Raw genomic sequence first — 26,536 nt, forward strand, 5'->3', positions numbered from 1 at the left:
CGGCTGGACCAACTCTCTCGGACTTCGCGGGAAAGACTTCACATGTGCGGGAGCCGGACACGGGCCCGGCTCCCGCACAGCGTACGACGGGTCACGGCCCGCCGTCATACGCCTGCCCTTTCGGGCTACGCGCCACCGCCCTGCCGGGCCGTGTCGCCGTCACTGGTCGCGGAAGCGCACGATCTTGACGAACTCGTCCGCGTCCAGCGAGGCACCGCCCACCAGCGCGCCGTCGATGTCGGGCTGCGCCATGATCTGGGCGACGTTGCCCGACTTCACGGAACCGCCGTACTGGATACGGACCGCGTCGGCGACTTCCTGCCCGTACAGTTCGGCGACGCGGGTGCGGATGGCGCCGCAGACCTCCTGCGCGTCGTCGGCGCCGCACGTCTTGCCGGTGCCGATGGCCCACACCGGCTCGTAGGCGATCACGAGCGTGGAAGCCCGGTCGGCGGGGACATCCTTGAGCGCGCCGTCGACCTGGGCCAGCGTGTGCGAGACGTGGTTGCCCGCCTCGCGCACCGCGAGTTCCTCGCCGACGCACAGGATCGGCGTCAGGTCGTTCTCGAAGGCGGCCTTCACCTTGGCGTTGACCAGGGGCTCGTCCTCGCCGTGGTACTGGCGGCGCTCGGAGTGGCCGACCGTGACGAACGAGCACTTCAGCTTGGCCAGCATCGCGCCGGAGATCTCGCCGGTGTACGCCCCGGAGGCGTGGGCCGAGAGGTCCTGCGCACCGTACTTGATCTTCAGCTTGTCGCCGTCGACCAGGGTCTGTACGGAGCGCAGATCGGTGTAGGGCGGCAGGACGGCGACCTCGACGGCCGCATGGTCCTTGTCGTTCAGCGCGAAGGCGAGCTTCTGGACGTGGGCGATGGCCTCGAGGTGGTTGAGGTTCATCTTCCAGTTGCCCGCCATCAGCGGGGTGCGGGTGGTCACGGGGTCAGTCCTCCATTGTTCGCTCCGCCGCAGCAGCGGCTCATGTCACGGCCGCAGCAGAATGCCGCCTGCGGCTGAGCGGCCGCAGGCGCGTCGCTCACGAGTCCTCCAGCGCGGCGAGACCGGGCAGCGTCTTGCCCTCGAGGTACTCGAGGCTCGCACCGCCGCCGGTCGAGATGTGGCCGAATGCGTCCTCGTCGAAGCCGAGCAGCCGGACGGCGGCGGCACTGTCGCCGCCGCCGACGACATTGAAGGACCCGCTGTCCAGCAGCGCCTGTGCGACAGCCCTGGTGCCCTCGGCGTAGTCGGGGTGCTCGAAGACGCCCATCGGGCCGTTCCAGAAGACGGTCGCGGCGTCGGCGAGCTTCGCGGCGTAGAGCTCACCGGTCTCCGGGCCGATGTCCAGGCCCATCAGACCGGCCGGGATGGCGCTGACGGGGACCGTGGACGGCGAGGCCGCCGCCTTGGTCTTGAGGTCGGGGAAACTCTCCGCGGCCAGCACGTCCACCGGCAGCACGAACTCCACGCCCAGCTTCTCCGCCTGCTCCAGATAGCCCTTGACCGCGGGGATCTGGTCCTCCTGGAGCAGCGAGCTGCCGACCTCGTGCCCCTGGGCCTTCAGGAACGTGTAGGCCATGCCGCCTCCGATGAGGATGCGGTCGGCCTTCTGCAGCAGGTGTTCGATGACGCCCAGCTTGTCGGAGACCTTCGCCCCGCCGAGGACGACCGCATACGGCCGCTTCACGTCGTCGGTGAGCTTCTTCAGCACGCCGACCTCGGTGGCGATGAGGCCGCCCGCTGCGTGCGGAAGGCGTGCCGGCAGGTCGTAGACGGAGGCGTGCTTGCGGTGCACGGCGCCGAAGCCGTCGCCGACGTAGAGGTCCGCGAGCGCGGCGAGTTCACCGGCGAAGGCGGCACGCTCGGCGTCGTCCTTGCTGGTCTCCCCCGGGTTGAAGCGGAGGTTCTCCAGGAGCGTCACGCTTCCGTCGGCGCTCGCCCCCACCGCGGCCCTGGCGCTGTCGCCGACGGTGTCGGACGCGAACGCGACGTCGGCGCCCAGGAGTTCGCCCAGCCGCTTCGCCACCGGCGCGAGTGAGTACTGCGGGTCGGGCGCCCCCTTGGGCCGGCCCAGGTGCGAGGCGACGACGACGCGGGCGCCCGCGCCGGCCAGCTTGCGGATGGTGGGGACGGCGGCCCTGATGCGGCCGTCGTCGGTGATGCCCCGTTCTTCGACAGATGCGGCCCCGTCCAGCGGGACGTTCAGGTCGGCGCGGACGAAGACCCGCTTGCCGGCCACTCCCCCGGCGATGAGTTCGTCGATCGTCTTCATGCTTGCTGGTGTTCTCCTTGGAGTTCAGGCCCTCGGTGTCCCGCCGGGCGGCCGCATGGGGCAGGGCTCGCAGGGCGCGTCATCGCGCCCTGCGAGCCCTGCCACGGTCTGCCATTTCCGGCGCTGATCGGCTTCCCCGGAGGGAACGCTCAGAGCTTGTCGCCGACGAAGGTGGTCAGGTCGACGAGACGGTTGGAGTAGCCCCACTCGTTGTCGTACCAGCCGACGATCTTGGCCTGCTTGCCCTGGACCATCGTCAGCGAGGCGTCGAACGTGCAGGACGCGGGCCAGTTGACGATGTCGGAGGAGACGATCGGGTCCTCGGTGTACTCCAGGATGCCCTTCAGCTGGCCTTCGGCGGCCTTCTGGAAGGCGTCGTTGATCTCGTCCTTGCTGGCCTCGCGGTCGAGCTCCAGGACGAGGTCGGTGACGGAGCCCGTGGGCACCGGCACACGCATGGCGATGCCGTCCAGCTTGCCCTTGAGGTGCGGGAGGACGAGGGCGGTGGCCTTCGCGGCGCCGGTCGAGGTCGGGATGATGTTCTCGGCGGCGGCGCGGGCGCGGCGCAGATCCTTGTGCGGGAAGTCCAGGATGCGCTGGTCGTTGGTGTAGGCGTGGACCGTCGTCATCATGCCCTTGACGATGCCGAAGTTCTCGTCGGCGACCTTCGCCATCGGCGCCACACAGTTCGTGGTGCAGGAGGCGTTGGAGACGACGTGGTGCTTCGCGGGGTCGTAGTTGTCCTCGTTGACGCCCATGACCACGGTGATGTCCTCTTCCTTGGCCGGAGCCGAGATGAGGACCTTCTTCGCGCCGGCGGCCAGGTGCTTGGCCGCGTCGTCGCGCTTGGTGAAGATGCCGGTGGACTCGATGACGATGTCGGCACCCAGCTCGCCCCAGGGCAGCTGGGCCGGGTCACGCTCCGCCATCGTCTTGAAGGTCTGGCTGCCCACCGTGATGCTGTCGTCGGTGTGGCTGACCTGCTGCTTGAGGCGCCCCAGAATGCTGTCGTACTTCAGCAGGTGCACCAGGGTCGCGTTGTCGGTCAGGTCGTTGACACCGACGATCTCGATGTCCGCCCCCTGCTCGAGCAGCGCGCGGAAGTAGTTGCGACCGATGCGGCCGAAGCCGTTGATGCCTACGCGGATCGTCACGAACCGATCTCCTCGTTGGTACGCCGGTACGGACACCGGCAAAGGTGTATGGGATGTCCCCGACCGGTTCCCGACCCTACCGCGCCCCGGTCTTCGTGGTGACATCGGCCACCCGGGGCCCGGAGGCGCCACCGTCCCCGGAGCCCGGGGCCCAGAGGACGGGTGGAACTTGGGTGGAACGGGCCCTGAACGGGGCCCAGCGCGGGGAGGCCGGGAGGCCCCGGGCCCGGCGGGCCCGGGGTGGGGCCCGCCCCGAAGGGCCGAGGGGAGGTCAGCCGACCATCTCCTCCGTGAGGCTCGTCTCCGTCCCCGGAATGCCCAGGTCCTGGGCCCGCTTGTCGGCCATGGCCAGCAGCCGGCGGATACGGCCCGCGACGGCGTCCTTCGTCAGCGGCGGATCGGCCAGCGCGCCCAGTTCCTCCAGCGACGCCTGCTTGTGGTCCATGCGCAGCCGGCCGGCAGCGGCCAGGTGCTCGGGCACGTCGTCGGCGAGGATCTCCAGCGCACGCTGCACGCGCGCTCCCGCGGCGACGGCCGCACGCGCCGAGCGGCGCAGGTTGGCGTCGTCGAAGTTGGCGAGGCGGTTCGCGGTGGCGCGGACCTCGCGACGCATGCGCCGCTCCTCCCAGGCCAGCACCGACTCGTGGGCGCCCAGCCGGGTCAGCAGCGCGCCGATGGCGTCGCCGTCACGGACGACGACGCGGTCCACGCCGCGCACCTCCCGCGCCTTCGCCGCGATCTGGAGCCTGCGCGCGGCGCCGACCAGGGCCAGCGCGGCCTCGGGCCCGGGGCAGGTGACCTCCAGCGAGGAGCTGCGGCCGGGCTCGGTCAGCGATCCGTGTGCGAGGAACGCGCCGCGCCAGGCGGCCTCCGCGTCGCAGGTGGCCCCCGAGACCACCTGCGGCGGAAGACCGCGGATCGGACGGCCGCGGCTGTCCACGAGTCCCGTCTGCCGCGCGAGCTGGTCACCCCCGGCCACCACGCGTACGACGTAGCGGCTCCCGCGCCGGAGCCCGCCCGGCGCCATCACCACCAGGTCGGAGCTGTGCCCGAAGATCTCCAGAACGTCCTTGCGCAGGCGGCGGGCAGCGATGCCCGTATCGAGTTCCGCTTCGATCACGATCCGCCCGCTCACCAGGTGCAGGCCGCCCGCGAACCGCAGGATCGACGAGACCTCGGACTTCCGGCAGCAGGTCCGGGTGACGGGAAGCCGGGAAATCTCGTCCTTCACCGCAGCCGTCATCGCCATGGGCCGATCCTTCCATGCATCCGAAAAATACGGTCGTACGCGGCGGCCAGCAGCTCCGGGTCGTGCCTGGCTGCGCCTCCCGCGGGGCCATCGCCCGGGGAGGCGCCTCCGACCGCCGCGACCGGTGACAGCTGAGCCGTCGCTCCGAGCCGCTCGGCGGCCTGACACAGGGAGTCCCGGTCGGGAACAGCGTTCTCGTCGGCCAGCACCACGTCGAAGGCGAGTTTAGGGGCGTGTCGGGCCAAAACGTCCAAATGACGCTGCGGGGAGAAGCCTTCCGTTTCTCCGGGCTGCGGAGCGAGGTTCAGCGAAAGCACCTTGCGGGCCTTGGTCTGCGTCAGCGCGTCGAGCAGTTCCGGAACGAGCAGGTGCGGAATGACCGACGAGAACCAGGAGCCGGGGCCGAGGACGACCCAGTCGGCGTCCAGCACGGCCTTGACGGCCTCGGACACGGCGGGCGGGTCGTGCGGAACGAGATGCACCTGCTGCACCTCGCCCCGGGTGAGCGCGACGTTGGCCTGCCCGCGCACGGTCGAGACCTCGTCGGGGCGCTCGGGGTCGTGGCCGCGCACCAGCGCCTGGAGTTCCAGCGGGACGGCGGACATCGGCAGCACGCGCCCGTGCGCCCCGAGCAGCTTGCCCACCAGGTCGAGGGCCTGGACATGGTCGCCGAGCTGCTCCCAGAGGGCGACGATCAGCAGGTTCCCCACGGCGTGGTCGTGCATGTCGCCGCGACTGACGAAGCGGTGCTGGATGACCTCTGCCCAGGTGCGGCCCCACTCGTCGTCGCCGCACAGCGCCGCGAGCGCCTTGCGCAGATCGCCGGGAGGCAGCACTCCGAGCTCGTCACGGAGCCGGCCGCTGGAGCCGCCGTCGTCGGCGACGGTGACGACGGCGGTGAGGTCCCCTGTGATGCGGCGCAGCGCCGTGAGCGAGGCGGACAGGCCCGCGCCGCCGCCGAGCGCAACGACCTTCGGCTGGGTGCCGCGCTGTGCCGCGCGCGTGCCCACCGGACGCCGCAGCCGGATGGTCCTACGAGGCATTCGCGCTTCTCACGTCCTCATTCACGTCCCATGTCGCGGTGCACCACGACGGTCTCCACGCCGGCGCCGGAGAGCCGGCGCGCCAGCTTCTCCGAGACGGCGACGCTGCGGTGCTTGCCGCCCGTGCAGCCGATCGCGACGGTGACGTAACGCTTGCCCTCCCTGCGGTAGCCCGCGGCGATGAGCTGGAGCAGTTCGGCGTACCGGTCGAGGAACTCCTTCGCGCCCGGCTGGTCGAAGACGTACTCCGAGACCTGAGGGCTGGTGCCGTTGTAGGGGCGCAGCTCCGGAACCCAGTGGGGGTTGGGGAGGAAGCGGCAGTCGGCGACGAGATCGGCGTCAACCGGGAGCCCGTACTTGTACCCGAAAGACATCACCGTGGCGCGGAGTTCGGGCTCCTCATCGCCGGCGAAACGGGCGTCGAGCTTGGCCCTCAGCTCGTGGACGTTGAGGCCGGAGGTGTCGATGACCAGGTCGGCGTCGCCGCGCAGTTCCCGCAGCAGGTCGCGCTCGGCGGCGATGCCGTCGACGATCCTGCCGTCGCCCTGGAGCGGATGGGGGCGGCGCACCGACTCGAAACGCCGCACCAGCGCCTCGTCGCTCGCCTCCAGATAGACGATGCGGCGCTTGACCTGCCGCTTCGCCAGGTCCGCCAGGGACTGCTTGAGGTTGTCGAAGAAGCGCCGGCCGCGCACGTCGACGACGACGGCGATGCGCGCGACGTTGCCCTGCGAGCGTGCGCCCAGGTCGACCATCGTGGGGATGAGCTCGGGCGGCAGGTTGTCGACGACGAACCAGCCGAGATCCTCAAGGCACTTGGCCGCGGTGCTGCGGCCCGCGCCCGACATCCCGGAGATGATCACAAGTTCGGGGATGACCGCCTCGCCCGCCGCGTCGGTACCCGTCACCGTCTCCATGCCCGCATCTGCGTCCCTGTCCGCGCCCGGCGCCGTCACGCTCTCCGGTCCCGCGGGGGCAGCCGTATCCGTGTCCGCCGCCCGACTCGGCCGTGCCGGCTCCGCTTCCAGGCGCGAGTCTCTGCCGTGTTCCTGTTCCTGCTGACCGTTCATGCTGTTCGCCCCCCGGACTCGTGGCTCACTCTTCTTCAACGATCTCACCGGTCGCTGTGTTCACCGCCGCCCCGGACGACTTCGTGACGAGCGCCGCGGCGACCGCCTCCGCCGTCTTGCGGCCCACACCCGGCACCTCGCAGATCTCCTCCACGCGCGCCGCCCGGAGCCGCTTCAGGGAGCCGAAGTGCTTCAGCAGTGCCTGCTTGCGGGACGCCCCGAGGCCCGGAACCGCGTCGAGCGGGCTCGCCTTCATCGTCTTCGAGCGTTTGCTGCGCTGATATCTGATCGCGAAACGGTGCGCCTCGTCGCGGACCCGCTGCAGGAGATAGAGGCCCTCACTCGTACGTGGCAGCACGACGGGGTCCTCCTCGCCGGGCAGCCAGACCTCTTCGAGCCGCTTGGCCAGCCCGCAGACGGCGACATCGTCGATGCCCAGCTCGTCCATGGCGCTGCGCGCGGCGGCGACCTGAGGGCGGCCGCCGTCCACGACGATGAGCTGGGGAGGGTAGGCGAACTTCTTCGGCCTGCCGTCCTCGTCGCGCCCCGCGGTGCCGGCGACCTCTTCTCCCCGCTCCTCGGGCTCCGGGGACGCTTCCCCTTCGGCGGGCTCCGGGCCCTCGCCCTCCGCGGAGCCGTCGCCGTCGCCGCCCCACTCCCCCGTGCGCCGCTTCTCCAGGAGGTAGCGGCGGAAGCGGCGGCTGACCACTTCGTGCATCGAGCGGACGTCGTCCTGGCCGGCGACGGACCTGATCTGGAAGCGGCGGTACTCGCTCTTGCGGGCGAGGCCGTCCTCGAAGACGACCATGGACGCGACCACGTCGTCGCCCTGGAAGTGGGAGATGTCGAAGCACTCGATGCGCAGCGGCGCCGAGTCGAGGCCGAGGTTCTCGGCGATCTCCTCCAGGGCCCGCGAGCGCGTCGTGAGGTCCGAGGCGCGTTTGGTCTTGTGCAGGGCGAGGGCCTGCTGGGCGTTGCGTGCGACCGTCTCCATCAGGGCGCGCTTGTCGCCGCGCTGCGGTACGCGCAGGCTGACGGCGCTGCCGCGACGCTCGCCGAGCCACTGGGCGGCCGGTTCCGGCGGGTCGGGCAGCGCGGGAACCAGCACTTCCTTCGGGACGCCCTCGCCGCTCTCCTCCCCGTAGAGCTGCTGGAGCGCGTGCTCGACCAGTTCGGGTGTGCCGATCTCCTCGACCTTGTCCGTGACCCAGCCGCGCTGGCCCCGCACGCGTCCGCCGCGCACGTGGAAGATCTGGACCGCCGCCTCCAGTTCGTCCTCGGCGACGGCGATGAGGTCGGCGTCGGTGGCGTCGGTGAGGACGACGGCGCTCTTCTCCATGGCGCGCTTCAGGGCGTCCATGTCGTCACGAAGCCGCGCGGCCCTCTCGTACTCCATCTCCTCGGACGCCTGCGTCATCTCCCGTTCCAGGCGGCGCAGGTACGAGCCGGTGTGCCCGGCGACGAAGTCGCAGAACTCCTCGGCGAGTTGGCGGTGCTCCTCGGCGCTGACCCGCCCGACGCAGGGCGCGGCGCACTTGCCGATGTACCCGAGAAGGCAGGGGCGGCCGATCTGGGCGGAGCGCTTGAAGACACCGGCGGAGCAGGTGCGTACGGGAAACGCACGCAGCATCAGGTCGACGGTCTCGCGGATCGCCCAGGCGTGTGCGTACGGACCGAAGTAGCGCACGCCCTTCTTCTTCGGACCGCGCATCACCTGGACCCGCGGATATTCCTCGTTGAGGGTGACGGCGAGGGACGGATAGCTCTTGTCGTCGCGGTACTTGACGTTGAACCGGGGGGCGAACTCCTTGATCCAGGAGTACTCCAGCTGGAGCGCCTCGACCTCGGTGGAGACCACCGTCCACTCCACCGACGCGGCCGTGGTGACCATGGTGCGGGTGCGTACATGCAGACCGGCGAGGTCCTGGAAGTAGTTCGCGAGCCGCTGGCGCAGGCTCTTGGCCTTCCCTACGTAGATCACGCGGCCGTGCTCGTCCCGGAACCGGTAGACCCCCGGTGAGTCCGGGATCTCGCCCGGTTCGGGGCGGTAGCTGGAGGGGTCTGCCATGCAGCACAGCCTACGTCCGTACGGTGACAGCGCCTCGCCTCACCTCCGGCCGGGAGCCCTCAGGCCCGGGCCCGGAGAGCGGGCCCGGGAACGCCTGAAGGGGCCGCCTTCCCGGATTCCGGGAGGCGGCCCCTTGCGCCGCGTTCCAGCGCTTCTGCCGCGGCGTCAGGGGCGGGCTTGTCCCGTCACCAGCCGCGCTCGCGCCATTCGCCGAGGTGCGGGCGCTCGGCGCCGAGCGTCGTGTCACCTCCGTGACCGGGGTAGACCCAGGTCTCGTCCGGGAGTTGGGCGAAGAGCTTGGTCTCGACGTCGTTCAGCAGACTCGCGAACGCCTCCGGGTCGTCATGGGTGTTGCCGACGCCGCCGGGGAAGAGGCAGTCGCCGGTGAACAGATGCGGATGCCCGTGCGGGTCGTCGTAGATGAGGGCGATGGAGCCGGGTGTGTGGCCGACGAGGTGACGAGCCGTCAGCCCGACCTCGCCGACGCGCACCGTGTCACCGTCCTCGACGAGCACGTCCGTGCCGACCGGGATCCCCTCGGCGTCGTAGCGGCCCGCGTAGGTGCGGGCGCCCGTGCCCTCGACGACGGGGGCGAGGGCCTGCCAGTGGTCGCCGTGCCGGTGGGTGGTGACGACGGAGGCGATGCCGTCGGAGCCGATGAGTTCGAGCAGTGTCTCCGGCTCGTTGGCCGCGTCGATCAGCAGCTGTTCGCCGGTTCTGCGGCAGCGCAGCAGGTAGGCGTTGTTGTTCATGGGGCCGACCGCGACCTTGGAGATCATCAAGTCGGTCAGCTCGTGCACGTCGGCAGGTCCCCCGACCTGCACCTCTCCGGTGTAAGCCATGGGGACACCCTAGGCCGTGCCCCGCGGGCGGGCGCCAGAGCGGAGGCGTGGCGGATACGGGGACATGCGGTGTGCGGCGCGGGGGCCGGGGCGGTGCGACGCGGGGCCGGGCCGGGGCGAGGCGGGGTCGCCAAGGCAGGGGCGGGGACCCCGCCCCTGCACGCTAGAGAGCCGGCAGCGCGGGCAGCGGGGCGCTCGCGGAGAGCCCGGAGCCGGTGCTGCGGCCGGTGAGCCAGGCGACGAGGTCGGTCGGGCTGCCGGCGACGACCAGCGGCTTGGCGGAGTCGCCGCCGGGTGCGCCCGTGTGCCAGACGACGCCGTCCTCCGTGCGGAGTTCGACCGGCTCGGCGATCCCGGGGTGTCCGGCGAAGCGCCGTGCCATGGTGGCCAGTTCACGCTCGATGAACGTCGCGGGCAGATCGTCCACGGCGTAACCGACGCCGAGGTCGACGTGGTGGAGCTCCACCTCGATCCAGCGGCGGAAGGGCAGGGAATACGCGTGGTCCGTCACACCGTTACGCAGCTCCACGGTCCGTTCCCAGTCGGAGTCGCGCTGCGCGCCGAAGGCGCCGTCGAGACGGGCCGCGCTCTCGCGCAGGTCGACGAGGTGTTCGGCGACGGTCCGGTGCGCGTCACGCTCGATGTCGGCGTCGCGGCTCTCGGCGCTTGCGTACATGGGCCGCGCGGCCAGCGTGTTGAGCAGGGCGTCCGCGTTGCGGGCGACATGGGCCAGCACATGGCCGCGGGTCCAGCCGGGAAGCAGCGAGGGCTTGGACGCGGTGGCGTCGTCGAGTTGCTCGACGGCCGCGAGCAGCCGGCCGGTGGCGGCGCGCAGGGCAGCGGCGTCGGCGGCGGGGTCGGGAACGGATGCGGCGGGGTTCGCTGGCTGGGTCATGATCCCCAAGCTAGCCGTGCCACTCCTTCGGGTGGAAGACGGCGCGGACTGCGGAACTTCCCACAGGGGAGGGCCAGAATCGAATACACGTACTATAAGCTCTGAGGGCGGTACCTGCCCTGTCCGGACACACTCGGGCGGCACCGCCTCTAGTCTTGAGCGGGGGGCTCCTGCGCAGTCGGGGCACCCTGCTTCTCACACGAAAGGTGCCAACCGGCGTGGCCTCTGACCGTCTCCTTGTCCGTGGCGCTCGCGAGCACAATCTCCGGAATGTCTCGGTCGACCTCCCGCGCGACTCGCTCATCGTCTTCACCGGTCTGTCGGGGTCGGGCAAGTCCTCCCTCGCATTCGACACGATCTTCGCCGAGGGCCAGCGCCGCTACGTCGAGTCACTGTCCGCATACGCCCGGCAGTTCCTCGGCCAGATGGACAAGCCGGATGTGGACTTCATCGAAGGCCTCTCCCCCGCGGTCTCCATCGACCAGAAGTCGACCTCGCGCAACCCGCGCTCGACGGTCGGCACGATCACCGAGGTCTACGACTACCTCCGGCTGCTCTTCGCCCGCATCGGCAAGCCCCACTGCCCGGAGTGCGGCCGGCCCATCACCCGTCAGTCGCCGCAGGCCATCGTGGACAAGGTGCTGGGTCTGGAGCCCGGCAGCCGCTTCCAGGTGCTCTCCCCACTGGTGCGCGAGCGCAAGGGCGAGTTCGTGGATCTCTTCAACGAGCTTCAGACGAAGGGCTACAGCAGGGCGCGCGTGGACGGGCAGACGATCCAGCTCTCCGAACCGCCGAAGCTGAAGAAGCAGGAGAAGCACACGATCGAGGTCGTCGTCGACCGGCTCACCGTGAAGGAGGGCGCGAAGCGGCGGCTGACGGACTCCGTCGAGACGGCGCTCGGCCTCTCCGGCGGGATGGTCATCCTCGACTTCGTCGACCTGGACGAGGACGACCCCCAGCGCGAGCGGATGTTCTCCGAACACCTCTACTGCCCGTATGACGACCTGTCGTTCGAGGAGCTCGAGCCGCGCACCTTCTCCTTCAACTCCCCCTTCGGCGCCTGCCCGGACTGCACCGGGATCGGCACGCGCATGGAGGTCGACGCCGAGCTGATCGTCCCGGACGAGGAGAAGTCGCTCGACGAAGGTGCTCTGCACCCCTGGTCGCACGGGCACACGCGGGACTACTTCGGCCGCCTCATCGGTGCGCTCGCGGACGCCCTCGGCTTCCGTACGGACATCCCGTGGGCCGGGCTGCCGCAGCGGGCCAAGAAGGCACTGCTGTACGGGCACAAGACGCAGATCGAGGTGCGCTACCGCAACCGGTACGGGCGGGAGCGGGCCTACACCACGGCGTTCGAGGGCGTCGTGCCCTTCGTCAAGCGGCGGCACCAGGAGGCGGAGACCGACAGCAGCCGGGAGCGCTTCGAGGGGTACATGCGCGAGGTGCCCTGCCCCACCTGTGAGGGCACGCGGCTGAAGCCGATCGTGCTCGCGGTGACGATGCAGGGGAAGTCGATCGCCGAGATCTCGGCGATGTCGATCAGTGAATGCGCCGACTTCCTGCGGGAGATGACCCTCAGCGACAGGGACAAGAAGATCGCCGAGCGGGTCCTGAAGGAGGTCAACGAGCGACTGCGTTTCCTCGTCGACGTCGGTCTCGACTACCTCACGCTCAACCGCGCGGCCGGGACACTCTCCGGCGGGGAGGCACAGCGCATCCGCCTTGCCACGCAGATCGGTTCGGGCCTGGTGGGTGTGCTGTACGTGCTGGACGAACCGTCGATCGGGCTGCACCAGCGCGACAACCACCGGCTGATCGAGACGCTGGTGCGGCTGCGGGACCTGGGCAACACGCTGATCGTCGTCGAGCACGACGAGGACACCATCAAGGCATCCGACTGGGTCGTGGACATCGGCCCCGGCGCGGGCGAGCACGGCGGCAAGGTCGTGCACAGCGGTCCGATGAAGGAGCTGCTGGAGACGTCCGATTCCGTCACCGGCGACTACCTTGCCGGGAGGAAGAGCATTCCGCTGCCGCAGATGCGCAGGCCGGCCGATGCCGAGCGGCAGCTGACGGTGCGCGGTGCACGCGAGAACAACCTCCGCGACATCGACGTGTCCTTCCCACTCGGCGTGCTCACGGCGGTGACCGGCGTCTCGGGCTCGGGCAAGTCGACCCTCGTCAACGACATCCTCTACACCCACCTTGCCCGGGAGCTGAACAACGCCAAGTCGGTGCCCGGCCGGCACACCCGCGTCGACGGCGACGACCTGGTGGACAAGGTCGTGCACGTCGACCAGTCACCCATCGGCCGCACTCCGCGCTCCAACCCGGCGACGTACACAGGGGTCTTCGACCATGTGCGCCGGCTCTTCGCGGAGACGACGGAGGCGAAGGTGCGCGGCTACCAGCCGGGGCGCTTCTCCTTCAACGTCAAGGGCGGGCGGTGCGAGAACTGCTCCGGCGACGGCACGATCAAGATCGAGATGAACTTCCTGCCGGACGTGTTCGTCCCGTGCGAGGTCTGCCACGGCGCGCGCTACAACCGCGAGACGCTGGAGGTCCACTACAAGGGCAAGAACATCTCCGAGGTGCTGGAGATGCCCATCGAGCAGGCGACCGAGTTCTTCGCGGCGGTGCCCGCCATCGCCCGCCATCTGCGGACGCTCAACGACGTGGGGCTGGGTTACGTGCGGCTCGGGCAGCCCGCCCCGACGCTCTCCGGCGGTGAGGCTCAGCGCGTGAAGCTGGCCAGCGAGCTGCAGAAGCGCTCCACGGGGCGCACCGTGTACGTGCTCGACGAGCCCACGACGGGCCTGCACTTCGAGGACATCCGCAAGCTCATCTCCGTACTGGACGGGCTGGTCGACAAGGGCAACACGGTCATCGTCATCGAGCACAACCTGGACGTCATCAAGACCGCGGACTGGGTCGTGGACATGGGCCCCGAGGGCGGGTACGGCGGTGGCCTGGTGGTCGCCGAGGGCTCCCCGGAACAGGTGGCGGCGATTCCTGCGAGCCACACGGGGAAGTTCCTGCGGGACGTGCTGGGTGACCGGGTGAGCGACGCATCGCCGGCCGCTACGCGCAAGTCCCCGTCCGGCGGCACCGGCGGCACCGGCGCGCGGAAGAGGGCGCCGATGAAGAAGCGGTAGGGCGTCACACCCCAGGCGACGCAGAAGCGTCACACCTGAATTTCCTCGCGGCGCGGTGTCGTGCGCCGTCCGCCTACCGCTCCCGGACGGCGTAGGTCAGGTGCGTCACCCTCGGGGAGGGCTCTGCGCGGAGCGGCTCCAGGGCCACGCGGCCCGCGTCCACGCCCTCGAACAAGCGGATTCCGGAGCCGAACAGCACGGGCGACAGCGCGATGGAGAACTCGTCGATCAGGCCGGCGTTCACGTACTCCAGGATCGTCGCGCCGCCGCCCGCGATGCGGACGTCGCGGGCGCCGGCGGCATCGCGGGCCTGGTCGAGCGCGGACTCGATGCCGTCGTTGACGAAGTGGAAGGTGGTCCCGCCCGGCCGCTCCCAGGGTTCGCGCTTCTCGTGCGTCACGACGAAGACCGGCGTGTGGAACGGCGCCTCCTCCGGCCATGCCTGCTCGCCGGCGTCGAACATGCGCTTGCCCATGACGCTCGCGCCGGTGCGCTCGAACGTCTCCCGCACGATGTCGTTGTCGCGCCCCTCCTCGCCGCCCTCGCCGAGCTTCAGGTTCTCCCGGATGAACCGCTGGGGGAAGAGCCACTGCTGCAGTTCCATCCACTGCTGCCCCATCAAGTCCTCTGAGGACTCGGGTGCGATGAACCCGTCCAGGGACATCGACACGCTGAAGAAGACCTTCCCGGCCATCAGCCCTCCGCTCCCTTCCGAACGATCTCGGTGACGTAGTCAGCCAGGCTGCTCAGGGTCTGCCGGCCGCCCTCGATCGCGCGGTATTTCTCGACCGCCTCGTCGCGCTGCTCCTTGGTGGGGAAGACCGTGCGCATTTCGATCCGGGTCGCCGCACCGTCGCGTGCGAACGTCAGGACCGACTCGAAGGCGTTCGGGTCGCCCTGGGACTCACCGTGGATCAGCGCGATCCGCTCCGGCGGGGCGATCTCGGTCCAGGAGATCCACTCGGTGTAGTCGGTCCCGTCCGGTCCGTGCATCACGAAGTCCCACTCCCCGCCGACACGGAACTCGAACGCCCGCGTGGTGGTGGTGAACCCCTTCGGCCCCCACCACCGTGACAGGTGCCGCACCTCGGTGAACGCCTCGAACACCAGCTCCCGTGGGGCCTCGATGACCCGGGAGATGACGATCTCGCGGTCGGCCGTCGCGGACTGCGCGGGCGATCCTCTTCCCGTCTCACTCATCAGCTACTCCTCCTGCCTTGCCTGCTTCAGGTCCTGCACGTACTCCTCCAGCCGGTCGAAGCTCTCGTTCCAGAACCGCTCGAACCCGCCGGTCCACTCGTGGACCGGCCGCAGCCCGCGGGCGTCAAGGCCGTACAGCCGCTGCTTGCCGGCCCTGCGGTCCCGCACCAACCCGACCTCCCGGAGCACCCGAAGGTGTTTGGACGCCCGCGGCTGGGTCATCCTCAGCTCCCGCGCCAGCTCGGTCACCGGCCGCTCACCCGCCCGCAGCAGCACCAGGATCTCCCGGCGCTGCGGCTCGGCGATCGCGTTGAAGACGTCCGACGTCGTCGCTGCTCGTGCCATGGTCGCCATCATATGCCCATATCGGCATGTGACTAGTGGAGCTGAATCCGCGCCGTTCGGAAACGCCGCGTGGTGCCGTTCCGCGAACTCCCGCAGCCGCTCGTCGCTCCCGTACGGCTTCGCACCGTGCGGCAGGGCCGGGGAGGCCTCCGGTGGATACCGCAGGCCGGACGCGGTGCGCGGCTGCTCATCTCTCAACTGCGCCTCACAGACGGTGGGTTGGTGGTTTACACCTGTTGTTCGAATTTCCTCCCGGCGTCTGGTGCGGCCCGTCCACCGCTGGGACCCTTTGCGGCGCTGTGCGCAGAAGCGCATGGAACACCCGTGTTTACAGGGGATGTTGTGATACGAGTAAACGTACGCAGAAGAGTCCTCGCCCGGTCGCTGCTTCCCGCAGTGACCGCTCTTTCATTTCTGACGGCCGTTCAGCCGGTTGCGGCGAATGCGGCCCAGGCCTCCGCTCCCGCTCCGTCCGTGGCCGCACGGACCGGTGCGGCCCAGGCAGCGGCAGCACAGGCCGCGGCGACAACTGCCGCTCCGGCGGGCATCCCCGACGGCGACGGCATGGAGCTCTCCCGCACCAGCCGGCCGGTCGCACCCGGTGCCCGGCTCACGTCCTTCCAGCGGCTGGAGTCGGACAAGTGGCTGCGGGCGGACGCCCTCAGCGTGGATCTCGGAAGCAGCAGCGACGGCGGCACCCGCGCGGACTACCTCTCCAGCGGCGAGGTCTCCACCCGTCAACCGCTCAGCGAGCAGGCCGAGAACCACGACCCGGGCAAGGGCCGCCGTACCGTCGCGGCCTTCAACGCCGACTTCTTCGACATCGACGAGACCGGGGCGCCGCTCGGCCCCGGCGTGCGGAACGGCAAGGTGGCCCACTCCCCCGCCGCCGGCAACAGCGATGCCCTCGGCTTCGGGCCGGACGCGGCGGGCCGGATCCTCTCGCTCTACTTCGAGGGCACCCTCACCCTGCCCGGCGGCAAGCAGCCGCTGGCCGCCTACAACGCCGCCAACGTGCCCGAGGACGGCATCGGCGCGTACAACTCCCGGTGGGGCAAGGCCGACCGGGCACTCACCACCGACAGCGACCCCGAATCCACCGAGGTGCTCGTGCGGCACGGCCGGGTCAGCCGCGTCCTCGAAGAGCCCGGCAGTGGCCCGATCGCCGAGGGCACCACCGTTCTGGTCGGCCGGGACACCGGTGCGAAGACACTCGACGGACTGGAAGTGGGCGACCGGGTCTCGCTCGAGTACCACATGCGGACGGACGACGGCAGCCCCGTCCCCCGCACGGCGACCGGCGGGCGTGGCCTGCTCGTCGTGGACGGCGAGCCCCAGGACTGGGAGGGGCGGCCGAACAACGCGACGGCACCGCGCACAGCCGTCGGCTTCTCCAAGGACGGGTCGACGATGCACGTGATGTCGGTGGACGGACGCCAGGCGGCGTCCGGCGGGGTGACCCTCACCGAACTCGCCCTGATGATGAAGGACTTGGGCGCCTACAACGCGCTCAACCTCGACGGTGGCGGCTCCTCCACCCTCCTCGCGCGCGAACCGGGCTCCGATGACCTTCAGTTGGAGAACGCGCCGTCCGACGGAGAAGAGCGTGAGGTGCCCAACGGCGTGGCACTGACCTCCCCGGCGGGCAGCGGAGCGCTCAAGCACTTCTGGGTGGAGACGGCGGCCGACCCTGCCTCCGCGCCAACGGCCGACAACATGCCCGTCGGCCACCCGGACCGCGTCTTCCAGGGCCTGACAAGGAAGTTGACCGCCGCCGGCTACGACGAGTCCTACGGCCCGGCCGAGGGCACCCCGCACTGGTCGGCCTCCAGGCCCGGCGTCGGACGGGTCGACGACGAGGGTGTCTTCCACGCCCGCCGCACGGGCTCGACGCGGGTCACCGCACAGCGGGGCCACGCGCGGGGATCGGCTCAGCTGTCCGTCGTCGGCGAACTGGACCGCATCCGCCCCACCAGCGAACGCGTCGGGCTGGCCGACGGCGGCGCCGAAGGCTCGTTCGGCATCGTCGGCTTCGACGCCGAGGGCACCAGCGCCCCCGTGGAGCCGGCCGACGCCCGCCTGCGGTACGACCGTTCGCTGTTCTCCATCTCACCGGACGAGGCCCGCGGCGGCTTCACCGTGAAGGCAAGGCCGGGACAGGAGTCGGCGTCCGGCGTCGTCACCGTCGACGTCAAGGGCCGCACCACGCAACTCGCCGTCACGGTCGGTCTGCACGACGAGCGGACCGCCGGCTTCGACGACGCCGCGGAGTGGAAGTTCAGCGCAGCCCGTGCCGAGGGATCACTCTCGGCCGTCCCGGACGGCAAGGACGGCACAGGGCTGAAAATGACGTACGACTTCAGCCGTTCGACCGCCACCCGCGCCGCGTACGCGACTCCGCCGGAAGCGGTGCCCGTAGCCGGGCAGCCGCAGAGCTTCACCATGTGGATCAAGAGCGACGGCAAGGGCGCGTGGCCCTCGCTGCATCTGAAGGACGCGAACGGGACCGACCAGGTGCTGCGGGGTGCACACCTCACCGAGGCGGGCTGGCAGCAGGTCACCTTCGAGGTCCCCGGGAGCGTCAACTACCCGCTGCGGCTGCACCGTTTCTACCTCGCCGAGACCAGGCCCGCAGAGCAGTACACCGGTGAGGTCGTCCTGGACGAGCTGATGGCCCGGATTCCGCCCGACGTGGACCTGCCGGAGGCCGAGCGCCCGCAAGACCCGCTGATCTCGACGGCGGCCGACGTCGCGGGCCGCGACTGGCGCTTCGCGGTGATGTCCGACGCGCAGTTCGTGGCCCGCGATCCCGACAGCGCCGTCGTACGGCAGGCACGGCGCACTCTGAGGGAGATCCGCGCGGCGTCACCGGACTTCGTCATCATCAACGGCGACCTGGTCGACGAGGGGTCGAAGGAGGACCTGAGCTTCGCCCGTCGTGTGCTGGAGGAGGAGCTGGGAGACGCCGTCGACTGGTACTACGTGCCGGGGAATCACGAGGTGATGGGCGGCAGCATCGCGAACTTCACCGCCGAATTCGGCCCGGCGCAGCGCACGTTCGACCACAAGGGCACCCGGTTCATCACGCTCGACACCTCGTCCCTGACGGTGCGCGGCGGCGGATACGAGCAACTCCAGGAGCTGCGACGGCAGTTGGACGACGCGGAGGACGACCCTTCGGTCTCGTCCGTGGCAGTCGTGCAGCACGTGCCGCCCCGGGACCCGACTGGTCAGCAGGCGAGCCGGCTGACGGACCGCATGGAGGCCGACCTGCTGGAGGACTGGCTGGGCGACTTCCGCACCAGCACTGGCAAGGGGGCTGCGTTCGTCGGCGCACACGCGGGCGCCTTCGACGCCTCGCGGGTCGACGGCGTCCCGTACCTGGTCAACGGCAACTCCGGGAAGTCACCCGCCACTCCGGCCTCCCGCGGCGGCTTCACGGGCTGGTCGATGCTGGGAGTCGACCGGGACGCACCGCGGCACGCCGGGGACTGGCTCGCCGCACAAACCGTCGCGCACGTGGACGGCCTCACGATGGAGGCGCCGGACCGGCTGCCGCTCGGTGAGTCGGCCCGCGCCGCTGCCACCGTCACGCAGGGGGAGGGCGAGTCGGCGCGGAAGGTGCCGGTGGCCTGGCCGCTGAGCGCGGACTGGTCGGGCTCCGGCAACCTCTGCATCGCCGGCGGCCGTACCGCCGCGGACGACACGAGGGTCCGCTGCTCCGCTTCGTACGACCCGCGGACCGGCACGCTCACCGCTCACCGGCCCGGCCTCGTCACACTCAGCGTCGAGGTGGCCGGCAAGCGGACGGAGAGGCAGGTGAGGATCACCCGCTGACCCCGGGACGACCGGCCCGACCGGGACGGGCGCACCGGGCACTGCCCGGTGCGCCCGCGAGCCGGGCAGGGCTCAGACCTCGACGTCCTTCTTGCCGCGCGTGGCCGCGAGACTCGTGATGGTCGTGACGACAAGGACCCCGCCGATGACGCCCAGCGAGACAGGAATGCTGATCTCCGGCACATGCACACCGGCCTCGTGCAGCGCATGGAGCACGAGCTTGACGCCGATGAACCCGAGGATGACCGACAGGCCGTACGACAGGTGCACCAGCTTCTTCAGCAGGCCGCCGATGAGGAAGTACAGCTGACGCAGACCCATGAGTGCGAAGGCGTTGGCCGTGAAGACGATGTACGGGTCCTGGGTCAGGCCGAAGATCGCCGGGATGGAGTCGAGCGCGAAGAGGACGTCCGTCGAGCCGATGGCCAGCATCACGATCAGCATCGGCGTCATCAGCCGCTTGCCGTTCTCGACGATGAAGAGCTTGGTGCCGTGGTACTGGTCGGTCGAGGGGAAGCGCCGCTCCACCATCTTCATGAAGCGGTTCTCCTCGTACTCCTCCTCGTTGTCCTGACGGGCCTCCTGGATGAGCTTCCAGGCCGTCCAGATGAGGAACGCGCCGAAGACGAAGAAGATCCACGAGAAGGCCGAGATCATCGCGGCGCCTGCGGCGATGAAGACTGCCCGGAGCACCAGCGCGATCAGGACGCCCACCATCAGCACGCGCTGCTGGTAGATCGAAGGCACGGCGAACTTCGTCATGATGAGGACGAAGACGAAGAGGTTGTCGACGCTGAGCGACTTCTCGGTGAGGAATCCGGCGAAGAACTCACCGGACGCCTCGCTCGTCCCGAAGAGCCACAGCCCCAGCCCGAAGATGCCGGCCAGGACGATCCAGACCGTCGTCCAGGCCCCGGCCTCCTTGAGGGAGACCTCGTGCGGCTTGCGGCCGCCGATGAAGAAGTCGACCGCGATGAGGGCGCAGAGGCCCACGATCGTCAGTGCCCAGACATTCAGGGAGACATCCATGTGCTCATCCTCCGGCTCGCGTGCACACATCGGCCGGAGGTCTCCTCCACCTGGCGGGCACCGAATGTGCCGGCCGGCCGACGCCCCGGGGCCGGTCACATCCGGCCCGTATTGACGGGTACGCCGCTGGTTGCTGGGAGTACTCCCCTCCGCGCAAAGAATAGTAAAGCAACACCAAGGAAACGTAAAGAGTCGCTGGTCAGGGGGCGGCTTCGGGAGCCTGACCTCGTGTCAGCCGCCCGTCCTGCGAGTGCGCCCCGCGGATGCGACCCGGCTCAGCACCTGCGAAACCACCTGACTTCCGTGCGGCACGAGCGGAGGCTCGTACGTCCAGTGGTGACCGACCCACGGGTCGGCCAGGTGATCGTCCGGTACGGGCGTGATGCGCAGCAGCGCCCGCCACAGCGGCGAGAGCACCGGGCCGTAGGCCCGGGCGTCTTCGGCGTCGGCGACCATCAGCAGATGCACCCCGACGGAGGGGCCTTCGTCTGCGAGGTAGCGCAGCTGCGTGACTGCACGGTCGTCGAACCCGTGCGGGAAGTCGTGCACGAGGAGGAGCTGTTCGGCCATGTCGATGTCGGCGGGCAGGGCGTCGGTGGCGCGGCTGCGAACCGCCATCTGCACCAGGTCGACGCGCCGGGTGAGTGCCTCCAGCACCGTGCTCACTCCCGCGGCACCGGCTGCCGGCCGCCCCTGCAGTACCCCGCTCTCGACGAGCGGCGCGAGCGCGGCCGATGCCGAGCCGGCCGGGTCGATGACGTGGAGCGTGACCTCGCCCGCGGGATAAGCCGCCGCGAAGCGTGCGGCGACGGCGGTCGCGGTCTCGGCGGCAAGCCGACGCAGCTCGTCCGAACCGAGGACGGAGGCCGCCGCCGGACCGGTCGCGGACGAGCCGGCCTGGCCGCTCCGGCCGCTGTCGATCCACAGGCCCCGCTCCAGCGGAAGGCGCACCAGCATCGGGATCCGCAGGCCGGCGCTCTCGGGAAGGCACAGGTCACCCAGGCGCATCGCCATCGGCGTTCGCGTGGGCGGACGGTAGCCGTGCCAGACCGGGTTGTCCCAACGGGCGTACGGGGGCGGGAGCGCGGGCTCGACGACATCGGCCTCGGCGCACAACTGCTGCAGATCGCGGTCGAGCACCTCACGGGCCTGCTGGACGAGCCGGGCCTGCCTGGAGCGTGCCTCGTCGCGCGCCGCGTCGGCGGTGGGGCCCACGCGGGTCCGCGGGTCCGAGAGCACCTTGTCCAGCTCCTGCTCCATGCGCGACTCGGCGAAATCGACGGCGGAGCGGTAGGCGGCGACCGTGCGGGCCAGGTCCTCGAACATGTCCCAGACCTGGTTGTAGAGCCGCTCGTCCATGCTCCAGCCGTTGGCGTCGCCGGCGACCGGGACAGACGGACCATTGCCGCCGCCGACGCCGGCCGCGGTGGGCGTGGGCCCAGGGGAGGATTCCCCGGCGGGGCACGGCGGCTGGGAGGGCGGCGGTGCCGCGCGGTCGGGATGCCGGTAGCTGATGCGGCCGCCGGGCGCGGCCCCTGCCGCGCCCGGCCCGGTGACGCCTCTCGCACCGCCGACGGTGGCTTCGCCGGAGCGCTCCTCATCCGTCCGGGGCGGGGGCGGAGGGACGGACCGTGCGCGGCCCGCCGCGACCGTCTCGTTGATCGTCGCGGCCAACTCCTGGGCGCGGGCGAGTCCTTGATCGGCGAGCATCGCGGAGAGCCCGCCGGCGTAGCCCTGCCCGACGGCGCGCACCTTCCAGCTGCCCTGGCGGCGGTAGAGCTCCAATGCGAGGACGGCGGACTCGGCGTCGAGCCCGGTGAGCGTGCAGTTCGCGATCCCGTCCCCGCCGAGTTCGGTCACGGTCACGGACGGGGGCGCGAGCTCCCCGAACCGGGACGGCCCCTCCGCCCCCGCGGGCAGAGCGAGCAGCACGTTGACGCGGTGCACTTCGTCCGGCAGGGCTCCGAGATCGACAGCGAGCCGGTGTTCGGCCGCGGCCTGCCGGGACACCTCAAGTCCGGGCAGCTGCGGCCGGGCGGGATGAGCTGTCCACGTCTCTTCCCGCATCCTGCCGTGCTCGTCGTTCAGCGTCGCGCCGGCGATGACCGGCCGCTCCACCGACACCCGGATCTCCAGGCGGACTCCGGGCAAGGGATGGTTCTGCCCCCGTACCAGGTCGGCCGTCATCCTCTCCCCCAAGTCTTCCCGTCCGGCGACGGCCGCCTCCGCGGCTGCGGCCGCGCCCCCTTGCTGCCTGCCGCCGCGGGCTCAGAGGTGGGGCACCAGCGCGGGCATCAGGTCCTGGAACGTACGCCCGTTGGCCTGTGCGCCGAGGGCCGTCATCTGCCAGCCGTTGCCCTGCCGGTGCACCTTGGCCATGATCTGCGCCGTGTACCGGCCGCCGCCGGTCAGCGTGTACCGCGCCAGTTCCTCGCCGTTGGTCTCGTCGACCAGGCGGCAGAAGGCGTTCTCCACCTCTTCGAAGGTCTGCCCCGTGAAGGAGTTGACCGTGAAGACGATCTGGTCGATGTGGACCGGGACGCGCTGCAGGTCGACCGTGATCGCCTCGTCGTCGCCGCCCTGGCCGGCACCGCCGACGAGGTTGTCGCCGGTGTGCCTGACGGAGCCGTCGTCGCTCACCAGGTGCCGGAAGAAGACCACGTCCTTGGGTTCCGTGCCCGCGAAGAGCACCGCTGAGGCGTCGAGGTCGATCTCCTTGCTGCGCTTGCCGAAGAGGCCGCGGCGCGGGGCTGACTGCCAGCCGAGACCCATCCGCACTGCCGACAGGCTGCCTCCGTCGTTCTTCTGCAGACTGATGGCCTGTCCCTTGGACAAGTTCACCGACACGTGCTTACCCCTCTCGACTTTCCGCTGCCATCCCGCTTGCGATGGCGGTCACGCTCCGACCCTACGCATGCACGCGAAGCACCCGGTCAGGACGTGCGCCTTTGTGTCGCTCTTGCAACATGCACGTGCGACGCGGCAGTCCCGGCCCCGCCTCGCCGGCGTCGGCGGCCGCCGCTACTTGAGCCCGGCCTCCCTCATCTGCCGCAGTTCCTTCTTCAGTTCCGACACCTCGTCGCGGAGCCGGGCCGCGATCTCGAACTGGAGCTCCGCCGCCGCGGCCCGCATCCGCTCCGTCATCTCCTCGATCGTTTCTGCCAGTTCACTCGCGGGACGGTCGGTGAGGACTTCCGCGCCGCGCTCCTTCCGGCTCGCAGACTTCGCCGGAACGGGCGCCTTGCCCTTGCCCGTGCGGTCGCCCTGCTTGTGCTCCTTGCGGTATCCGGAGCCGAGCAGCTGCTCGGTGTCGATGTCCTCGCGGGCGATGTCCGCGACGATGTCACCGATCTTCTTGCGCAGCGGCTCGGGGTCGATGCCGTGCTCCTTGTTGTACGCGATCTGCTTCTCGCGGCGGCGGTTCGTCTCGTCGATGGCCTTCTCCATGGCGGGAGTCGCCTTGTCCGCGTACATGTGCACCTGGCCGGAGACGTTGCGCGCGGCACGGCCGATCGTCTGGATCAGGGACGTGCCGGAGCGGAGGAACCCTTCCTTGTCCGCGTCGAGGATCGCGACGAGCGACACCTCCGGCAGGTCCAGCCCCTCCCGCAGCAGGTTGATGCCGACCAGCACGTCGAACTCGCCGGAGCGCAGCTCCCTCAGCAGCTCGACACGGCGCAACGTGTCGACGTCGCTGTGGAGATAACGGACCTGGATGCCCAACTCGAGGAAGTACTCGGTCAGATCCTCCGCCATCTTCTTGGTGAGGGTGGTGACCAGCACCCTCTCGTTCTTCTCCGCACGCGTGCGGATCTCGTGCACGAGGTCGTCGATCTGGCCCTCGGTCGGCTTGACCACGACCTCCGGGTCGACGAGACCGGTCGGGCGGATCACCTGCTCCACGTAGCCGTCGCCGCGGGAGAGCTCGTACGGGCCCGGAGTCGCCGAGAGGTAGACCGTCTGGCCGATGCGCTCCAGGAACTCCTCCCACTTCAGCGGCCGGTTGTCGATCGCGGAGGGCAGCCGGAAGCCGTGGTCCACCAGGGTGCGCTTCCGGGCGGCGTCACCTTCGTACATCGCTCCGATCTGGGGAACGGTCTGGTGCGACTCGTCGATGACGAGGAGGAAGTCGTCCGGGAAGAAGTCCAGCAGCGTGTGCGGGGCGGTGCCCGGGTCACGGCCGTCGATGTGGCGTGAGTAGTTCTCGATGCCCGAGCAGGTGCCGATCTGGCGCATCATCTCGATGTCGTACGTGGTGCGCATCCGCAGCCGCTGCGCCTCCAGCAGCTTCCCCTGCTTCTCCAGCGACTCCAGCTGCTCCGCCAGTTCGGCCTCGATGCCGGTGATGGCCCGCTCCATGCGCTCCGGCCCGGCCACGTAGTGGGAGGCGGGGAACACGTACAGCTGCTCGTCGTCGGAGATGACCTCACCCGTGAGGGGGTGGAGCGTGGAGAGGGCCTCGATCTCGTCGCCGAACATCTCGATGCGGACGGCCAGTTCCTCGTAGACGGGGAAGATCTCGATGGTGTCGCCACGGACACGGAAGGTGCCGCGGGTGAACGACATGTCGTTGCGTGTGTACTGCACCTCGACGAAGCGGCGCAGCAGTTCGTCCCTGTCGGTCTCCTGCCCGACCCTGAGCGGCACCATCCGGTCGACGTACTCCTGGGGTGTGCCCAGGCCGTAGATGCAGGAGACGGAGGCGACGACGACCACGTCGCGCCGCGTCAGGAGCGAGTTGGTCGAGCTGTGCCGCAGCCGCTCGACCTCCTCGTTGATGGAGGAGTCCTTCTCGATGTAGGTGTCCGTCTGCGGGACGTACGCCTCCGGCTGGTAGTAGTCGTAGTAGGAGACGAAGTACTCCACCGCGTTGTTCGGGAGGAGTTCGCGGAACTCGTTCGCCAGCTGGGCGGCGAGGGTCTTGTTCGGCGCCATCACAAGCGTCGGCCGCTGGAGCTTCTCGATCATCCAGGCCGTGGTGGCCGACTTTCCCGTGCCGGTCGCCCCGAGCAGCACCACGTCCTTCTCGCCACCGCCGACGCGTCGCGCCAGCTCGTCGATGGCGGTGGGCTGGTCACCGCTGGGCTGATAGGGGCTGACGACCTCGAAGGGCGCCACCGTACGTTCGATCTGGGTTTGCGGCCGCATGCAGACAACGGTACGACCCCCCTCTGACAACGGCGTCACGCAGCGGATCGTGATCGTCGCGCCACGTTCACACGCGCGCCACTCCGGTTCTGCTTCCGTGTATCGCACAACGGGAAGTATCTGGCTGACAGTGTTCGCACGAACGCGAGGAGTTCCCGAATGTCGATGCGCCGTGCAGTAGCCGCCGCCACCGGCGTGCTCCTGGGCATGTCCGCCCTCACCCTCACCGCGTCCCCGGCCCATGCGGCCGCGCGGCAGGACAGCACGAGCGACCGGGCGCCGACCACAGTCGCCCACCGCGGAGCTTCCGGTTACGCACCGGAAAACACGCTCGCCGCAGTCAGGAAAGCCGACAGGCTCGGCATCGACTGGGTCGAGAACGACGTACAGCGCACCAAGGACGGCGAACTCGTCGTCATGCACGACACCACCCTGGCCCGCACCACGAACGCCGAGCAGCTCTACCCGAACCGCTCGCCGTGGAACGTCTCCGACTTCACCGCCAAGGAGATCGCCCGCCTGGACGCGGGAAGCTGGTTCAGCGACGACTACAAGGGTGAAAAGGTACCCACGCTGGAGCAGTACCTGAAGCAGGTCACCAAGGGCGGCCAGAAGCTGCTGCTGGAGCTGAAGGCTCCGGAGCTCTACCCGGGCATCGAGATGCAGACGCTGAGAGAGCTGCGCAGTGAGGGCTGGCTCGACAGCTCCCACACGAAGAGCAAGCTCGTCATCCAGAGCTTCAACGCCAACGCGGTCAGGACGACCCACGTCCTCGACGGCCGGGTCAAGACCGGGTTCCTGGGCAACCCGAAGGTCTCGGAACTGGACTCGTACGCGAAGTTCACCGACCAGATCAACCCGACGCACTCGGCGGCGACGAAGGACTACGTCGACGCGGTGCACGCGCGGAAGGGCGCGCTCGGGAAGCGGATGGAGGTCTTCACCTGGACCGTGAACGACGCGTCGACCGCGCGCACTGTCGACAAGGCCGGAGTGGACGGCATCATCACCAACTTCCCCGACGTCGTGCGGGACGCGACGGGCGGCTGACCTGATTCGCCGGTCCGAGGGCCGCGCCGGCGTCTCCGCACCCTCCACCCCCCACAGCGCCCTCATGGCCGGTCCCCCGGCCGGGCATCTGCCCCCTCCGCATCACCGCTCCCTTTCCGCCGTACTTCCCCCTGTCCCCCACCCGCTGTGAACCCCCAACCCCCCACAGCACCTCCTGCGGC

The 26,536-nt window shown here is 70.0% G+C and carries 19 protein-coding genes; 3 read left to right on the plus strand and 16 right to left on the minus strand.

Annotated elements, in window-relative coordinates; genetic code table 11:
- Positions 1-159 precede the first annotated feature (159 nt).
- From tpiA to EV375_RS05025, 9 genes are all read right to left on the minus strand, one after another.
- Positions 160-936 carry a triose-phosphate isomerase gene (tpiA, locus tag EV375_RS04985; protein WP_130298366.1) on the minus strand — a complete coding sequence of 259 codons (777 nt, stop codon included), beginning with the start codon at positions 934-936 and terminating at the stop codon, positions 160-162.
- Between the two features lie 97 nt (positions 937-1,033).
- The gene (locus EV375_RS04990) at positions 1,034-2,266 is read right to left on the minus strand and encodes a phosphoglycerate kinase (RefSeq protein WP_130298367.1); all 1,233 of its coding nucleotides are present in this window, start codon (positions 2,264-2,266) and stop codon (positions 1,034-1,036) included.
- Positions 2,267-2,415: 149 nt separating this feature from the next.
- Positions 2,416-3,420: a type I glyceraldehyde-3-phosphate dehydrogenase gene (gap, locus tag EV375_RS04995; protein WP_130298368.1), complete on the minus strand. Its 1,005-nt coding sequence runs from the start codon at positions 3,418-3,420 to the stop codon at positions 2,416-2,418.
- A 271-nt stretch (positions 3,421-3,691) separates the two neighbouring features.
- Entirely contained in the window at positions 3,692-4,669 is a 978-nt protein-coding gene (gene whiA / locus EV375_RS05000) for a DNA-binding protein WhiA (RefSeq protein ID WP_045864271.1), read from the minus strand.
- Positions 4,660-5,712: a uridine diphosphate-N-acetylglucosamine-binding protein YvcK gene (locus EV375_RS05005; protein WP_130298369.1), complete on the minus strand. Its 1,053-nt coding sequence runs from the start codon at positions 5,710-5,712 to the stop codon at positions 4,660-4,662. The genes whiA and EV375_RS05005 overlap by 10 nt, the downstream gene beginning before the upstream one ends.
- A 17-nt stretch (positions 5,713-5,729) precedes the next feature.
- A complete protein-coding gene (gene rapZ / locus EV375_RS05010; RefSeq protein WP_165434681.1) occupies positions 5,730-6,629 on the minus strand; it encodes an RNase adapter RapZ in 900 nt (299 codons plus the stop codon).
- A 178-nt stretch (positions 6,630-6,807) separates the two neighbouring features.
- Positions 6,808-8,850 carry an excinuclease ABC subunit UvrC gene (gene uvrC / locus EV375_RS05015; protein WP_130298371.1) on the minus strand — a complete coding sequence of 681 codons (2,043 nt, stop codon included), beginning with the start codon at positions 8,848-8,850 and terminating at the stop codon, positions 6,808-6,810.
- A gap of 185 nt (positions 8,851-9,035) precedes the next feature.
- Positions 9,036-9,692 carry an MBL fold metallo-hydrolase gene (locus EV375_RS05020; RefSeq protein WP_130298372.1) on the minus strand — a complete coding sequence of 219 codons (657 nt, stop codon included), beginning with the start codon at positions 9,690-9,692 and terminating at the stop codon, positions 9,036-9,038.
- Positions 9,693-9,855: 163 nt separating this feature from the next.
- Entirely contained in the window at positions 9,856-10,587 is a 732-nt protein-coding gene (locus EV375_RS05025; RefSeq protein ID WP_130298373.1) for a maleylpyruvate isomerase family mycothiol-dependent enzyme, read from the minus strand.
- Positions 10,588-10,793: 206 nt separating this feature from the next.
- On the opposite strand from EV375_RS05025, the gene uvrA reads away from it, so the two are divergent.
- Positions 10,794-13,745, plus strand: a complete 2,952-nt coding sequence (gene uvrA, locus EV375_RS05030; RefSeq protein ID WP_130298374.1) for an excinuclease ABC subunit UvrA — start codon at positions 10,794-10,796, stop codon at positions 13,743-13,745.
- Positions 13,746-13,818: 73 nt separating this feature from the next.
- On the opposite strand, the gene EV375_RS05035 is transcribed toward uvrA, so the two are convergent.
- From EV375_RS05035 to EV375_RS05045, 3 genes are read right to left on the minus strand one after another with little or no spacing between them, the layout of a single operon-like run.
- The gene (locus EV375_RS05035) at positions 13,819-14,439 is read right to left on the minus strand and encodes a dihydrofolate reductase family protein (RefSeq protein WP_130298375.1); all 621 of its coding nucleotides are present in this window, start codon (positions 14,437-14,439) and stop codon (positions 13,819-13,821) included.
- Positions 14,439-14,945 (minus strand): SRPBCC family protein, encoded by a 507-nt coding sequence (locus EV375_RS05040; RefSeq protein ID WP_130298376.1) that lies wholly within the window; start codon positions 14,943-14,945, stop codon positions 14,439-14,441. The genes EV375_RS05035 and EV375_RS05040 overlap by 1 nt, the downstream gene beginning before the upstream one ends.
- 3 nt (positions 14,946-14,948) lie before the next feature.
- Positions 14,949-15,290: an ArsR/SmtB family transcription factor gene (locus EV375_RS05045; RefSeq protein ID WP_055485418.1), complete on the minus strand. Its 342-nt coding sequence runs from the start codon at positions 15,288-15,290 to the stop codon at positions 14,949-14,951.
- 564 nt (positions 15,291-15,854) lie between these two features.
- On the opposite strand from EV375_RS05045, the gene EV375_RS05050 reads away from it, so the two are divergent.
- The gene (locus EV375_RS05050) at positions 15,855-19,127 is read left to right on the plus strand and encodes a phosphodiester glycosidase family protein (protein WP_130301614.1); all 3,273 of its coding nucleotides are present in this window, start codon (positions 15,855-15,857) and stop codon (positions 19,125-19,127) included.
- 72 nt (positions 19,128-19,199) lie between these two features.
- Here EV375_RS05050 and EV375_RS05055 read toward each other — a convergent pair whose 3' ends face one another.
- From EV375_RS05055 to uvrB, 4 genes are all read right to left on the minus strand, one after another.
- Positions 19,200-20,156, minus strand: a complete 957-nt coding sequence (locus tag EV375_RS05055; protein WP_130298377.1) for a TerC family protein — start codon at positions 20,154-20,156, stop codon at positions 19,200-19,202.
- 231 nt (positions 20,157-20,387) lie between these two features.
- Positions 20,388-22,343 carry a TerD family protein gene (locus EV375_RS05060; RefSeq protein ID WP_130298378.1) on the minus strand — a complete coding sequence of 652 codons (1,956 nt, stop codon included), beginning with the start codon at positions 22,341-22,343 and terminating at the stop codon, positions 20,388-20,390.
- 81 nt (positions 22,344-22,424) lie between these two features.
- The gene (locus EV375_RS05065) at positions 22,425-23,003 is read right to left on the minus strand and encodes a TerD family protein (RefSeq protein ID WP_130298379.1); all 579 of its coding nucleotides are present in this window, start codon (positions 23,001-23,003) and stop codon (positions 22,425-22,427) included.
- Between the two features lie 174 nt (positions 23,004-23,177).
- Complete coding sequence (uvrB, locus tag EV375_RS05070) at positions 23,178-25,304, minus strand: excinuclease ABC subunit UvrB (protein WP_130298380.1); 2,127 nt, start codon at positions 25,302-25,304, stop codon at positions 23,178-23,180.
- A 159-nt stretch (positions 25,305-25,463) separates the two neighbouring features.
- Between uvrB and EV375_RS05075 the strand changes: the two genes are divergently transcribed.
- Positions 25,464-26,354: a glycerophosphodiester phosphodiesterase family protein gene (locus EV375_RS05075; RefSeq protein WP_130298381.1), complete on the plus strand. Its 891-nt coding sequence runs from the start codon at positions 25,464-25,466 to the stop codon at positions 26,352-26,354.
- The last annotated feature ends 182 nt before the right edge of the window (positions 26,355-26,536 follow it).

The sequence above is a fragment of the Streptomyces sp. CNZ301 genome, assembly GCF_004217425.1.